Consider the following 12972-nt stretch of genomic DNA (forward strand, 5'->3'; position numbering starts at 1 on the left):
CTAATCTCGATGGCTTCCGATTCTTCCAACGGCCATCAAGCGCGCGAGCAGGAAGTCGAGCGGCTAGCGCAGGAGATTGGCCGCCTGATCCAGAGTGCCGAACCTGAAAAAAGAGAAGATCTCAAAGATCTCGCCTTTACTCTCATCCGCGAGGAGATATTCGAGAGGGGCGAGAGCGAACAAAAAACCGATGGAACGATTCGTCCCTTCAATCCGCTGGGAACCGGCGTTCTCATCTTTGCGCTGGGAACGGGGCTGTCTTTTGTTTTCGGACCCGTAGGGCTCACGCTCATGTTATTTGGCGTGATCTTCGTCGTATGGGGCGGGATCTTGAGCTGGCTCAAACGTTAGGGCGGCTATGGCCGACGACGTAAAAAAAACCGAGGTCAAGAGAGGCATCTGGTCGCGGCGCGATTTCTTCACCCGTTTGGGCTGGAGCGGTTTCGGCATCTTCGGCCTGTTCAGCCTGGTCGGCTTTATCCGCTCCGCGTTTCCCCGCGTTCTTTTCCAGCCGCCGGCGACGTTCAAAGCCGGTTTGCCCTCCGACTATGCCATCGGCGAGGTCAGCGAGAAATACAAGCAAGAACAGCGCGTCTGGATCGTGCGCGAGGAAGACGGCATCTATGCGGTCTTCGCCAAGTGCACGCATCTTGGATGCACCCCGCGCTGGCTCGCGGCGGAAAACAAGTTCAAGTGCCCGTGCCACGGCAGCGGCTTCTACAAGTCGGGGCTCAACTTCGAAGGGCCGGCGCCGCGCCCGTTGGATCGACTGAAGGTCACGGTCGGCGACGACGGGCAGCTCGTGGTCGATAAGAGCAAGATCTTGCGCATGGAGGCGGGACCCGAGCCCAACGAGCAGCATCCGGAAAGCATTCTCAAGGTCTAAACGGAACGGCTATGGCGCTTAAAGACAAACTGGAAGAAGTAAAAAAAGACATCGTCGAGAGCCATGTCTGGAAAGCGATCTTCCGCCACGGTTACGAGGACACGCCGCGGAACCGGGTGCTCATGGTCACGGCGAACGTATGGCTCCACCTCCATCCGGCGAAAGTGCGCCGTCACGGCGTCAGAATGCGCTTTACCTGGTGCATGGGCGGGCTCACGTTTCTCATGTTTCTCATGACCGTCGTCACCGGTATCTATCTGATGTTTTATTACCGGCCCGTGGGGGAGTACGCCTTCGCCGACATGCAGTACCTGGAACAAGACATGCCCTTCGGCATGCTGATGCGCAACATGCACCGCTGGGCGGCGCACGCGATGGTCGTTTTCGTCTGGCTGCACATGTTCCGCGTCTTTCTCACCGGTTCCTACAAGCCGCCGCGCGAGTTCAACTGGATCGTCGGCGTGCTGTTGCTGGTGCTGACGCTTTTGCTGAGCTTCACCGGGTATCTGCTGCCGTGGGACCAGCTCTCGATCTGGGCGGTCACGGTCGGTTCCAATATGGCGCGCGCCTCGCCGCTCCTCGGACACGAAGGACCGTTTCACGAGTTTGTCGGTGCAAATCCCGTTTATGACGCGCGTGCGTTTCTCTTCGGCGGCGGAGAGATCGGACCGCACACGTTGCTGCGCTTCTATATCCTGCACTGCATCTTCATTCCGCTCGTGGCCAGCCTCTTGATGGCGGTTCATTTCTGGCGCATCCGGCGCGACGGATTTTCCGGCCCGTCGCTCTAAAGGAAGGTTGCAGGGTTAAAAGGTTCCAGGGTTGAGGGTTAAAAATGGCGGACGAGGCCCAAGAAAAGAAAAAACCCGCGTCGGTCGACGACAAGATCCACACCTGGCCCCATCTCGTGCGCGGGGAGTTCCTGGTCACGATCTTCGTCGTGGTCGTACTCACGCTGTGGGCGCTGCTCCTCGATGCTCCGCTCGAGGAGCCGGCCAACCCCACGCGCACGCCCAACCCGTCGAAGGCGCCCTGGTACTTCCTCGGCTTGCAGGAGATGTTGGTTTACTACGATCCGTGGCACGCCGGGGTCGTCCTGCCGACGCTCATCATCATCGGCCTGATGGTGATTCCTTTTATCGACATCAATCCGGCCGGGAACGGCTACTACACGTTTAAGGACCGGAAGTACGAAATCCTCACCTTCTTTTTCGGCTTCCATATTCTCTGGGTGAGCATGATCATAATCGGGACCTTCTTTCGCGGCCCCGGCTGGAACCTGTTCTGGCCGTGGGAGCACTGGGATCCGCACAAGGTCCAGGCTTTGACCAACGTGGATCTTCCGTATCTGGTGGGCTTCCGGGATTACTACTGGTCCGCGGCGTTCGGGCTGTTTTGTGTCGTCGCTTATTTCATCGTCGGTATGGCGCTCTTCTATTACTGGGTGCTCCGGGTCAAAGGGAAGGAGTTCATGGAGCGGTGGGGACCCGTGCGCTTTGGGATCACCGCCTTTCTCATGGTCACGATGCTCGCGCTTCCCGTGAAGATGTTCCTGCGGCTCGCCCTTAACGTTAAGTACATCCTCGCCACGAAGTGGATCAATATCTGATCCCCCGATGTTCTACGTCGCTAAAACTTTCCAGGCCCTGGGAATTGCGGATGTCGGGTATGCGCTTTTCGTGGCTATCAATCAGGGCCGCTCGATGGCCGATGAGATCGTGCTGACGCTCGTCGGGGTCGGGCTTTTCTCGCTCGGCCGGGCGCTCGAGAGAAGGACGGCGTAACAAAAAATCGGTTTTCGTGCTTCGACCCTTCGGCTTTGCTCAGGACAGGCAGGCTCAGCACGAACGGAAAATCTTCACCCATTTTAACACTCCCCGTTCGCCCTGAGCCCTTCGACTTGGCTCAGGACGGGCTTGTCGAAGGGTGAACGGAGGGTTGGGAATTCAATCGAAGGTAACGACGATGGCGGTTCGCGGCGTTGACGAAAAAGAGGAAAAGAAATCTTACGGCAGCGTGTTCCTGCTTGGCAGCGCGCTGCTCGTCGTCGCCACTCTATGGTCGTTTTGGGACGACAACATCACGCGCCGGCCGTGGAAGAGATATCAGGCGAATTTCTACCGGCTGGATTACCAAAAAGCCAAAGCGGCCTACGCTGAAGAGGACAAGAAGCTCCAGGCCGATCCCGCCTACCAGGAGCTGGTAAAAAAGCTCAAAGCCGAGCAGGAGAGCTTGGAGAAGGGCGAATTATCCAAAAAGCTGAGGGCGCTGGAGAGCCAGGAAAAAAGCGCCACGGTTCGCTTTGGCGATCTCGACCAGAAAGTCAAGTTCATCAAGAGCGAGTTGGAAGAGGCGTGGTACGAGCACGACCACGCGCTGCAGCAGGGAAGATCCACCAAGCCCTATGAAGAAACCATCCGCGAGCTGGAAGGGCGCAAGGCCAAGCTCGATCCGGAAGTCGAAAAGGCGCGCCAGGAGAAGGAACGGATCAAAGACGAGATCAAGAAGATCAACGCGGGCATCAAGGATCTGGAGAACGAGCTGGCCAAAAAGACCGCCGAGCGCGATAAATGGCTGACGACGATCCAGAACGCCACCCTCGTCCAGCTTGGGCCCATCCCTCTTTATAAAATTCCCAACATACGCCAGGTCGTGCTGAACGAGTTCGACCGCAATACGTTCGACCAGCCGATCGCCCGCGTCGATCGCTGCCAGACCTGTCATACGGCGATCAACCGTCCCGGATTCGAAAACGACCCGCAGCCCTACCGCACGCATCCGCGCCGCGAAGTCCTGCTCGCCGACAACGCCCATCCGCCGGACAAGTTCGGATGCACGGGCTGCCACGACGGGCAGGGGCCGGCCGTGAGCGGCGCCATGAAAGCGCACGGAGAAACCCCGCCCGGCGAACACAATTACTGGGAACATCCGCTGCTTCGCGGGCCCAAGGTTCAATCGAGCTGCACGTCCTGCCATCTCAACGTGCAGGCGCTCGAAGACGCGCCTTTGGCCGCGCAAGGGCAGAGAATCTTCGAGCAGATCGGCTGCACCGGCTGCCATCTCGTCAAGGGCTACGAAGACATTCCGAAAATCGGCCCCAGCTTGAAGCGCATCAGCGCCAAGGTCGATCCGAGCTGGATGGTGCGCTGGATCGAGAACCCGCACAAATTCCGTCCGCGCACGCGGATGCCGAACTTCGAATTCAAGCAGGACGAGGCGGTGGCGATCGCCGCTTTTCTCTGGTCGCTCGCCAAAGAAGAAGGAGACAAGTGGCTGCAGGAGCATCCCATGCCCGCCGGTGTCCGCGACGGCGACAAGAGTCTTGCGGCCCAAGGCAAGACGCTGGTCGAATCGATCGGCTGCAAGGGCTGCCACGGCTTCGCCGAGGGAGAATTTAGCACCACCGTCGGGAAAGAAAAAGATCTCGTGCCCAATTTAAAGGACGTCGCCGGCAAAGTCGGCGCGCGCTGGACCTACTACTGGATCAAAAATCCGCGCGACTACTTCCCGCAGACCCACATGCCGAGTCTCCGCCTAACGGATGCGGAAGCGGCGGCGATTACCGGTTATCTGATGACTCTCGGCGCGACAACCGAGCCGATCGCCGGCATCGCGGAGAAGCTCGCCGACGCCAAGAACATCAAACGCGGCGAATCGTTGACGCGGAAGTACGGCTGCTTCGGCTGCCACGATATTCAGGGCATGGAAAAAGAGTCGCGCATCGGCGTCGAGCTGACGACCTTCGGCTCGAAGAAGCTCGAAGAATTATTTTTCGGCAACCACACCGATATCCCGAACACCTGGGACGACTGGACCACCAACAAGCTCAAGACGCCGCGCACCTACGCGACCGAGCGCGTCGAGCAGGTCATGCCGCAGTTCGATCTGGCCGACGAGGACATCAAGGCGCTTAGGACCTTGCTCGCCGGCTTTCAGGATCGGAAAGTCCCCGCGCGCTATATGGCCGAGCGCGGTCAAAGAGTCGTCCAGGTCGTCGAAGGCCGCAGGCTGATGCAGCAGTACAACTGCGTCGGCTGTCACGAGATCGAAAAGAGAGGCGGCTTCATCCGCCGCTACTACGAGGAGAATCCCGCGTTGGCGCCGCCGGTGCTCAACGGCGAAGGCGAGAAAGTTCAATCGCCCTGGCTCTTCGGCTTCATCAAAGAGCCTATCGGTCTCCGTCCGTGGCTCAAGCTCCGCATGCCCACGTTCCAGTTGAACGACGCCGAGGTCAATCAACTAGTCGGTTACTTCAACGGCCTGTCCAAAGTGGAAATTCCATACGCCTACTTCGACGAGCGGAAAATACCCCGAGAACATCTCGACGCGGCGCGCGTCCTCATCACGAAAGATTATTTCAACTGCTTTAGCTGCCATCAGCAGGGCGACAGAAAGCCCGAAGGGCCGGTGGAAGGCTGGGCGCCCGATCTCACTTTGGCCCGAAGCCGTCTGAGCCCGACCTGGATACTCAAGTGGTTGCAAGACCCGCAAAAAGTTCAGCCGGGAACCAAGATGCCGTCGTTCTTCCCCGGCGGGCCGGACAATATCCTCGGCGGCAAGGACGACCGCCAAATCGAAGCGCTGAGAGACTATATTATGTCCCTTGGAAAGGGCGGCCCCGGCCCGTCGGTAGAAAAGGCGCCTGCGAAGCCGGCGCCGAAAGGAAAAGTCGCATCGCGTTGAAGAAGTTGAATAAGTTGCTATGCTTTATCATCTAAGTGTTAAGGAGGGGGTATGAAGAAAGTTAATCTATTGGCATCGACGCTGGTCACGTTGCTGGCGCTTTCGCCGTCTTATCTGTCAGCTTATACGGGCGGCGACGTGAAAGATGGCGGAAGCATTTCGGGCACGGTCAAATTCGCGGGCACGGCCCCGGCGCCGAAAAAGCTCGAGGTCAGCAAGGACAAAGAAGTCTGCGGCAAAAGCGCCAAGACCGATCCGTCTCTCATCGTCTCGGGCGGCAACCTGGTCAACGCCGTGGTTTCGATCACCGACATCAAGAGCGGCAAGAAGATCGAGCAGAAGAAGGTGAAACTGGATCAGAAAGAGTGCGAATATCACCCGCACGTTCTGGCCTTCCCCGCCGGCAGCACGCTGGAGATCGGCAATCCCGACGGCATCCTGCACAACATTCACTCCTACAGCAAGGTGAATACGCCGTTCAACGTAGCCCAGCCGAAGTTCAAGAAGACGATGGAACAGAAAATCGACAAGCCGGAGATCATCAACATCAAGTGCGACGTGCACGGCTGGATGAGCGGCTGGCTCGTCGCGACGGAAAGTCCCTACGTCGCCGTCACCGACAACAGCGGCAGCTTCAAGCTGACCGACGTGCCGCCCGGAACCTACACGGTCCAGGTTTGGCACGAGACTCTAGCCAACGAAGCGGCTAAAACGAAGCCGGTGACTCAGAAGGTAACGGTCAAAGCCAAAGAAGACGCCAAGGTCAATTTCGAGATGGGGAAAAAGTAGAGAATTTTTCTCAGGGAGTGACCGGCCAGATACCCGATGTCAACCAGTAAGACACGGCGGCGATGGCGGCCGACGCAGGGATCGTGAAAATCCAGGCCCAGACGATACGGCCGGCCACTCCCCATCTCACCGCCGTGAGACGCTTCAGAGATCCGATCCCTACAATCGATCCTGTAATCGTGTGAGTCGTGCTCACGGGGATTCCGAGCGCCCCCGTGGTAAAAAGCGTCAAGGCTCCTCCAGTTTCCGCACAAAATCCGTCAACCGGTTTTAGTTTGACAATCTTCTGACCCATCGTTTTGACAATCCTCCACCCTCCGAAGAGAGTTCCGAGGCCCATGGCCGCATGACAAGAGAGGACGACCCACAAGGGAACGTGGAACTTCCCACCTAATACACCCGCTGAGAATAACAGCACCGTGATGATTCCCATCGTTTTCTGCGCGTCGTTTCCGCCGTGCCCTAGGCTGTATAATGCAGCGGAAATCAGTTGACCTTTGCGAAATAGCCCGTCTACGCGACCTGGAGCCTGATGCTGAAATAACCGGTAAACTATCACGCCCAACAGCAATCCTAGGATCATTCCGATAATTGGCGCGAGTACCATGAAGATTGTTGTCTTTATGACGCCTGCCCACACCAGGGACCCAGTGCCAGCTTTAACCAGCGCGGCTCCGATAAAACCTCCCATCAGCGCATGCGATGAACTGGTCGGCAGCCCCCAATACCACGTGATGAGGTCCCACGCAGAAGCACCAATCAACGTAGCTGCAATGACGTGCCGATCGACAATGGCGGGGTCGACGATGCCCTTTCCTACGGTGTTGGCGACGTGTAGTTCAAAAACGAGAAAGGCGATAAAATTGAAAAAGGCGGCCCAAACGACGGCATACCGAGGCGAAAGAACCCTCGTAGACACGACGGTCGCGATCGAATTGGCCGCATCGTGAAAGCCGTTGATAAAGTCGAAGGCTAAAGCGAGAAAGACAAGAGCGGCGAGACCGAGATCCATGGTGTCATCAAAACTATTTTTCTAGGTCGGGCTACGCTAGCATTAAAATTCTACAGTATCAACGAAACAGACCGTTTGGTCCTGTTACTTGCGGTATATTTTGTTCTTGTAGTAGTTCCACGCGCGCTCGAGATCCACCGGAGGCAGCGTTTCTTTCTTTCCCAAGACCGATTCTTCTGAGCCAAGAAACACTGGCGCGCCGATCTGCAGCGCGCCGTAAAGCATGTCCGCGGCCTCTTCCAAATAAATCGCCATCATCACGGCTTCGGGAATCGTCCTTCCCACGGTGACCTGACCGTTGCCCCTCAAGAGCACCGCCGGATTTTGTCCGAGAGTTTCCGCGACCTCCGCGCCGAGTGCCGGAGTCGAGATCAATGGGGTCTGGGAAAAAAGCGGCACGCCGCCGTGGAAAAAGCTGCCGTGATTGTGAACCGGTTCGATTTTCCTGTCCGTGACCGAGAAATAGTTGGCCTTGCGGGCATGGATGCGCGCGATCGCCTGCACCTCAACTCTTTTTTGGAAGATCGCCGCGTGCAGCGCCGCCTCGAACGGCGCCGCCGATTTCCCCGCGACGACCTTGCCATGGAGATCCAGCGTCAACAGGTCCTTTTCCTTCACGAGGGCGAGACTAACGCGCGGCGTCAGCAGAAACAGGTCCGTGCCGGGGATGCGGGCGCTCACGTGGCCGAAGCCGCGGACGAGTTCTTCTTGCGAGAGTATTCTACACGCTACAACCAGGTTCTTTTTTAAATCGAAAATCCTCTTTTTCATTCGTTTCCCTTGAATTGAAGAAAGTTTGTTGTATATATAGCATTCGTAACGTGCGCGAAAGAGTCGACATGCAGGTCAAAGTAGATACCGATATCGTTTCCACAGGCGAAGAAAGGCCGGTCAGGTTTATCCTGGGCGGGCGTTCCATCAAGATCGACGATATCATGGATCGTTGGTACAGCCCGCAGGGAAGCTATTATCGCGTGTTGGGCGACGACGGAAACTTTTATATCCTCAAGGGGCCCGCCGAAGGGGAGTTGTGGGAGCTTGTCTCCTTCACGCACAAAGACTCGAGGGGCACCGAACCCGAATTCGAAGGAACGAAGGAGCTTCAATAGAATTCCCATCTGATCTTGCCGAGTGGTCCGGCACTCCGGGCTTTGGGCCACGATTCTCCAAAAGACAGTTTCAGATTTCGCGTTTTCGGGGTTCAGATTAAACTCGAAACTCAAACTGGAAAATATGAAAGCTGGGTAGTGCGATGGCTGATAAGAAGATCGGAACCGTAACCGACTGGAAATATTCTTCGGACGTGCTGGCGATCTTTCGCATGATGCCCCAGGCCGATAGCAAGTTTCCCGGCTACAAGGCCGGGCAGTACATGGCGCTGCAGCGGAACGACTGCAGGTTGACGAAGAAAATCGTCAAGGACGGCGGAAAAGTCGAATACGCAATCGTCCTCGACGATCAGGGAAAGCCGAAGCGCGGGGCGGTCACCCATTCTTATTCGATTTCCTCGGCGCCGTTCGAGACCGAGCAAAACGGCTGGCTCGAATTCTACGTCATTCTCGAAATGGACGGCGTCGTGCCGGGGCGGCTCACCGAGTCCATGTTTCGGATGAAGCCGGGCGGCGACGACAAGATGGTCTACTACGAAAAGATCGCCGGCGACTTCACGCTCGACAAGCGCGCCGCGGGTTTTAAGAACGTCATCCTGGTCGGCACCGGGACCGGATTGGCGCCGTTTATCTCGATGGTGAAGCAGATCGACTTTGAGGCGAAATCGGGCAAGACCGATTCCGTCAAGTACACGCTGCTCCACACCAACCGGACTTACGAAGAGTTGGATTACTATCAAGACTTGTTGGCGCTCGAAGCGGCCGAGCGCTTCGATTTCGTCTACGTGCCGACCGTCAGCCGGCCGACCCAGCGCGATCTCGGCGATCCCAAGCTTGGCACGGGGCGCGCAAACAACGTGCTGCGCTATCTATTGGGCATGCCGATCAAAGAAGAGCAGGACTTGCAGGAGATCGCGGCGAAAGGCGGAGACACCGCGAAGGCGAAGGCGGCGTTGGAAAAAACCGTCAAGCCGGCCCTGCCGAAAAAGTTTTCGCGCGAATCGCTCCGCGACCGGTTCGACCCGTCGAGCACGGTCGTTGTCACCTGCGGCAACCCGTGGTCGATGGAAGACATCAAGTACGCGGCCGAGACGAGCGGCATGAAGTTCGAGAAGGAAGATTGGTGATTCTAGGTTATAGTCTCGCGCAAAGGCGAGGGCTGCCAAGAAAAAATTATTTTTACTTTGCGTTCTTGGCGTCTTGGCGCGAGTAAATCCCCCAGTACTACGAAAATCGCGAAATTTTTAACGTCAGCGTCCGCCGAAGACTTTTGCCAGGAAACCTTCCTTTTCCAGCTCGGCGATGAAACGGTTCGTCAGGGAATCTTTCGGCTGCAAGTCCTTCGCGTCCGGGCGTGCCTTCTTCAGCATGGACGCCGAGAGCTCCAGACCTTCCAACGTGGGATACGGCTTCGTCGGAAAGACTTTCCCGTAATAGCGGAAGGTTTCGTCGAGCTGGTCCTTGTCTTTTTGCGCGTCTAATTTCAAAAACTTGGCGATGTTTTGCGTAACGACGTCCTTCTTCGACGGATCTTTCCAGTAGGCCAAACCCTCGATTGTGCCCCTGAGAAAGCGCAGGACCAGTTCGGGCTGGCGTTCGAGAAAATCTTTTCGGGCGACGATCTGCTGGTGCGAATAGGCGACTCCCGACTCCGACATATCGATCAAATCGTTGAAGCCGAGCCGGCGGCCGACGAGATTGAACGGCGGGCTGACGATCGCCGCGTCCACGACGCCCGCCCGGAGCGCCGCGAAGCGCTCGCTCTGGCCGCCGACCTGAAGAATCACCACGTCCTTCTCCGGCTTCAAGTCGTAACGTTCGACGGCGTGCCGCACCGCGACGTCCGAGGAAGAGCCGAAGCGGCTGATGGCGATTTTTTTGCCCCGCAGCTCGGCCGGCGTTTTTATCTCCGCTTTCGTCAGGATCGTGAAGGGAAACGTATTGACGATTCCGCCGATGAAGAGAAGATTCACGCCCTTGATATTGCTCGCGAGGACCGTGACGCCTTCGGAGAACGCCAGGGGCAGATCGCCCGCGAGCATGGCCTGGATCAACTGGGTGCCGCCCTGGAACGCGATCAGCTCCAGGTCGATGTTGTGCTTTTGATAAAGGCCGAGCTGTTTGTCCACGTAGGGATGGCTGTTCGTGCCGCTGATGCCGGCGATGCCGAGGCGCACCGCCGTGAGACTTTTCTGCGCCCAAGCGCCCGTGCCGGACGACAGCATTGCGATCATGGACATAACGATTGTGATGATGAAGCGCTTCATCGGCCGGCCTCCGTCGGATATTTTTTCTTGACCCAACCCGCGAACCCTTCTTCGAGGACGATCGCGTTCCGGTAGCCCTTCCCTCGAAGCGCGAGGTAAGCGTAGGATTCGTCTACGCCTCCGGGCGGGCAGCCGCAATAGAGGACCACCCGCCCCGACTGCGGCACTTCGGCGGATCTTTTTTGCAACTCCCCGACGGGAATCGAGCGCGCTCCGGGCAGCCGACCCTTTTGGAATTCGCTCGGCGGACGCAGATCGATGAAGATAATTTTCTCGCCGCTATCTAGCAGGGCTTTAACCCGCTCGGCGGGGATGGTCGGAATGAACTCGTCGTCGTGCCCTGCATGCGCCGCGGGTGTCAGCCACAGGGTAAGACAAACCAGCGCGCCAAGCGGTCTCCAACAAAGCGCCGCGCCGACGCTCCCGGACGCGACTGCGATCATGGCAGCTCGCTGTGAATAATCTTTCCTCCTACGATCGTGGCGACGCTCTTGATGCCGGGGATCTCGGCTTCCGGGACGGTGAGGAAATCTTTGTTGAGAACGACGATATCCGCCCACTTGCCGGTCTCCAGCGAGCCGAGAAGGTTTTCCCGCAGCACGTACTCCGAAGCCCAACGCGTCGCCATCAGGAGCACCGTCTTCCGGTCCACGGCGTTTTTCGCGCCCCAGACTTTGCCGTTTTCGTCTTTGCGGCTGATCAACGCATAAAAACCGGAGAACGGTTTGATTCCAAGGTCGGGATCGTCCTGCTCCCACGTCACCCTGCCGCCGGCGTCGAGAATGCTTTTTACCGGGACCACCCAGTTGTGCGCGGTCGCTTCGCCGTAATCGCGTGCGACCCGGTCGGCGCGCAGCAGATACTTGGGCGCGCAGCTCCACATGATGCCGAACTTTTTCGCGCGTTCGATCTGGTCCGGCCGCGGGACCATGGTGCAATGGTCGAGCACGTGCTTTTTCTCCCGCACTTGCTCCAGCGCCAATCCCGCCTCCTGGCTCGCCTTCTCGATGATGTCGAGGAGGACATCGACCGCCTTGTCGCCCGCGTTGTGCGTGCCGGAAATTCTTAAGCCGGCCTTGACCGCCTCGTAGACGGCGCGCCCGCGCACGTTGTCCAGCGTCAGCCGGCAGTCCTCGCGCGCCTTGATTTTAGGATCGGGCGACAGCGTCGTGCAGACGCCGGGATAGGAAGAGTCGCTCGAGCCGGCGGAGACGCCGATCAGCCACATGCGGTCGGTGCCGTGGCCGATGAGATTGCCGGAGCGCTTGACGTAGTTTTCGGCGTAGACGTTGTCGCGGTAGCCGGCCTCGTTGGTGTAGGCGACGCGAAGCGGCAGTTGGCCTTTGCTCTCCATATAGTTGAACGCGGAGATCGCTTCCGATCCCAGCGAAGAAGACCAGGTCGTGATGCCGGCCGCGCCCCACAGTTGAAGCTCTCTCAGATAGATCGGCGCCAGCTCCTCCGGCTTGGGCTTGGGAATGATCTCTTCGTCGAAGATGAGGCTCACGCCGGAGCCGATCCGCCCGGTGAATTCGCCCTTCGCGTCCTTGGGCAAATCCAACAATTTGGCATCGTACCGTTTGAGCAGCTCCGCCAGCGCTTTGCTGTTGGTCATCGCTTTGGTGTCGGTGACGTGGATGACGGCCGGGTTGTTGGGGACGACCTTGTCGAGGTCGAAGCGCGTCTTGTTGATGACGAAGCCGTCGGCGACGGCGCGCGGCCGGATGCGCGCGATCAGCCACTCGCCGGGCTTGGTCTTCTGCGCCAGCTCCCCGATGCGCTCGAGCAACTCCTCCTCGGTGCGCCCCGCGATGCTGGTCTCGACGAGCCTCGGATTCATCTCGCGGGCGAAGCGGTCGAGGGAATATTCGTGGAGATGCGAATGCGTATCGATCAGGCCGGGAATGACGGTCCGCCCCGACAAATTGATTCTTCTGGTCTTGGGGCCCGCCAGAGCAAGGATTGCTTTGTCCGCTCCCACCTTGAGAATTTTTCCGTCACGCACGGCGAGCGCCTGGACGATCCTGAACTTGTCATCGACGGTGACGATCTTGCCGTTGTGCAGGATCATGTCGGCGTAGCGGACGATCTCCGGCGGGAGAGTCTGCGCCGACGCCTGGCCGACGAAGAAAACGAGTAGCGCCAGAAGAACCCTTTGCGTCATGGGAATCTCCTTCGGTTCGGAATGTTGTTTCGTCGAAGCGCGGTCATGAGCACTAAGCGATG

At 58.2% G+C, this 12972-nt stretch carries 14 protein-coding genes; 9 read left to right on the forward strand and 5 right to left on the reverse strand.

Features of this window, described 5'->3' with window-relative positions:
* From VGL70_13140 to VGL70_13170, 7 genes are all read left to right on the forward strand, one after another.
* On the forward strand, positions 1–351 hold a 351-nt coding region (locus VGL70_13140), incomplete at its 5' end, for a hypothetical protein (GenBank protein HEY3304470.1).
* Between the two features lie 7 nt (positions 352–358).
* Positions 359–886, forward strand: a complete 528-nt coding sequence (locus VGL70_13145) for a Rieske 2Fe-2S domain-containing protein (GenBank protein ID HEY3304471.1) — start codon at positions 359–361, stop codon at positions 884–886.
* Positions 887–897: 11 nt separating this feature from the next.
* Positions 898–1677, forward strand: a complete 780-nt coding sequence (locus tag VGL70_13150; GenBank protein ID HEY3304472.1) for a cytochrome b N-terminal domain-containing protein — start codon at positions 898–900, stop codon at positions 1675–1677.
* Positions 1678–1721: 44 nt separating this feature from the next.
* Positions 1722–2495 carry a cytochrome C gene (locus VGL70_13155; protein ID HEY3304473.1) on the forward strand — a complete coding sequence of 258 codons (774 nt, stop codon included), beginning with the start codon at positions 1722–1724 and terminating at the stop codon, positions 2493–2495.
* A gap of 7 nt (positions 2496–2502) precedes the next feature.
* On the forward strand, positions 2503–2670 hold the full coding sequence (locus VGL70_13160; GenBank protein HEY3304474.1) for a hypothetical protein: 168 nt from the start codon (positions 2503–2505) through the stop codon (positions 2668–2670).
* A gap of 181 nt (positions 2671–2851) precedes the next feature.
* Positions 2852–5569 (forward strand): c-type cytochrome, encoded by a 2718-nt coding sequence (locus VGL70_13165; GenBank protein ID HEY3304475.1) that lies wholly within the window; start codon positions 2852–2854, stop codon positions 5567–5569.
* Positions 5570–5620: 51 nt separating this feature from the next.
* Positions 5621–6358 carry a carboxypeptidase regulatory-like domain-containing protein gene (locus tag VGL70_13170; protein HEY3304476.1) on the forward strand — a complete coding sequence of 246 codons (738 nt, stop codon included), beginning with the start codon at positions 5621–5623 and terminating at the stop codon, positions 6356–6358.
* 10 nt (positions 6359–6368) lie between these two features.
* Here VGL70_13170 and VGL70_13175 read toward each other — a convergent pair whose 3' ends face one another.
* Both VGL70_13175 and VGL70_13180 read right to left on the reverse strand, forming a co-directional pair.
* The gene (locus tag VGL70_13175; protein HEY3304477.1) at positions 6369–7370 is read right to left on the reverse strand and encodes an inorganic phosphate transporter; all 1002 of its coding nucleotides are present in this window, start codon (positions 7368–7370) and stop codon (positions 6369–6371) included.
* An 84-nt stretch (positions 7371–7454) separates the two neighbouring features.
* Positions 7455–8141: a class II aldolase/adducin family protein gene (locus VGL70_13180; GenBank protein ID HEY3304478.1), complete on the reverse strand. Its 687-nt coding sequence runs from the start codon at positions 8139–8141 to the stop codon at positions 7455–7457.
* A 68-nt stretch (positions 8142–8209) separates the two neighbouring features.
* Here VGL70_13180 and VGL70_13185 point away from each other — a divergent pair, with 68 nt between their 5' ends.
* Together VGL70_13185 and VGL70_13190 are read left to right on the forward strand one after the other, a co-directional pair.
* Positions 8210–8479, forward strand: a complete 270-nt coding sequence (locus VGL70_13185; GenBank protein ID HEY3304479.1) for a hypothetical protein — start codon at positions 8210–8212, stop codon at positions 8477–8479.
* 143 nt (positions 8480–8622) lie between these two features.
* Positions 8623–9606, forward strand: coding sequence for a hypothetical protein (locus tag VGL70_13190; protein ID HEY3304480.1), 984 nt, complete (start codon positions 8623–8625; stop codon positions 9604–9606).
* Between the two features lie 123 nt (positions 9607–9729).
* Here the strand turns inward: VGL70_13190 and VGL70_13195 are convergent, their stop codons facing one another.
* Genes VGL70_13195 through VGL70_13205 form a run of 3 tightly spaced genes read right to left on the reverse strand, consistent with a single transcriptional unit; the run spans position 9730 to position 12910 of the window.
* Positions 9730–10746, reverse strand: coding sequence for an ABC transporter substrate-binding protein (locus VGL70_13195; GenBank protein HEY3304481.1), 1017 nt, complete (start codon positions 10744–10746; stop codon positions 9730–9732).
* A complete protein-coding gene (locus VGL70_13200; protein HEY3304482.1) occupies positions 10743–11189 on the reverse strand; it encodes a rhodanese-like domain-containing protein in 447 nt (148 codons plus the stop codon). Before VGL70_13200 ends, VGL70_13195 begins: the two co-directional genes overlap by 4 nt.
* The gene (locus VGL70_13205) at positions 11186–12910 is read right to left on the reverse strand and encodes an amidohydrolase family protein (protein ID HEY3304483.1); all 1725 of its coding nucleotides are present in this window, start codon (positions 12908–12910) and stop codon (positions 11186–11188) included. Before VGL70_13205 ends, VGL70_13200 begins: the two co-directional genes overlap by 4 nt.
* Positions 12911–12972: the final 62 nt, after the last annotated feature.

The organism is Candidatus Binatia bacterium, from assembly GCA_036504975.1.
GTDB lineage: Bacteria > Desulfobacterota > Binatia > UBA9968 > UBA9968 > JAJPJQ01.

What these genes read in the sequence shown, in the direction of transcription:
- VGL70_13205 (HEY3304483.1), bottom strand. Translation starts at nt 12,910, where the DNA reads ATGACGCAAAGGGTTCTTCTGGCGCTACTCGTTTTCTTCGTCGGCCAG.
- VGL70_13145 (HEY3304471.1), top strand. Translation starts at nt 359, where the DNA reads ATGGCCGACGACGTAAAAAAAACCGAGGTCAAGAGAGGCATCTGGTCG.
- VGL70_13170 (HEY3304476.1), top strand. Translation starts at nt 5,621, where the DNA reads ATGAAGAAAGTTAATCTATTGGCATCGACGCTGGTCACGTTGCTGGCG.
- VGL70_13185 (HEY3304479.1), top strand. Translation starts at nt 8,210, where the DNA reads ATGCAGGTCAAAGTAGATACCGATATCGTTTCCACAGGCGAAGAAAGG.
- VGL70_13150 (HEY3304472.1), top strand. Translation starts at nt 898, where the DNA reads ATGGCGCTTAAAGACAAACTGGAAGAAGTAAAAAAAGACATCGTCGAG.
- VGL70_13180 (HEY3304478.1), bottom strand. Translation starts at nt 8,141, where the DNA reads ATGAAAAAGAGGATTTTCGATTTAAAAAAGAACCTGGTTGTAGCGTGT.
- VGL70_13175 (HEY3304477.1), bottom strand. Translation starts at nt 7,370, where the DNA reads ATGGATCTCGGTCTCGCCGCTCTTGTCTTTCTCGCTTTAGCCTTCGAC.
- VGL70_13160 (HEY3304474.1), top strand. Translation starts at nt 2,503, where the DNA reads ATGTTCTACGTCGCTAAAACTTTCCAGGCCCTGGGAATTGCGGATGTC.
- VGL70_13190 (HEY3304480.1), top strand. Translation starts at nt 8,623, where the DNA reads ATGGCTGATAAGAAGATCGGAACCGTAACCGACTGGAAATATTCTTCG.
- VGL70_13155 (HEY3304473.1), top strand. Translation starts at nt 1,722, where the DNA reads ATGGCGGACGAGGCCCAAGAAAAGAAAAAACCCGCGTCGGTCGACGAC.
- VGL70_13200 (HEY3304482.1), bottom strand. Translation starts at nt 11,189, where the DNA reads ATGATCGCAGTCGCGTCCGGGAGCGTCGGCGCGGCGCTTTGTTGGAGA.
- VGL70_13165 (HEY3304475.1), top strand. Translation starts at nt 2,852, where the DNA reads ATGGCGGTTCGCGGCGTTGACGAAAAAGAGGAAAAGAAATCTTACGGC.
- VGL70_13195 (HEY3304481.1), bottom strand. Translation starts at nt 10,746, where the DNA reads ATGAAGCGCTTCATCATCACAATCGTTATGTCCATGATCGCAATGCTG.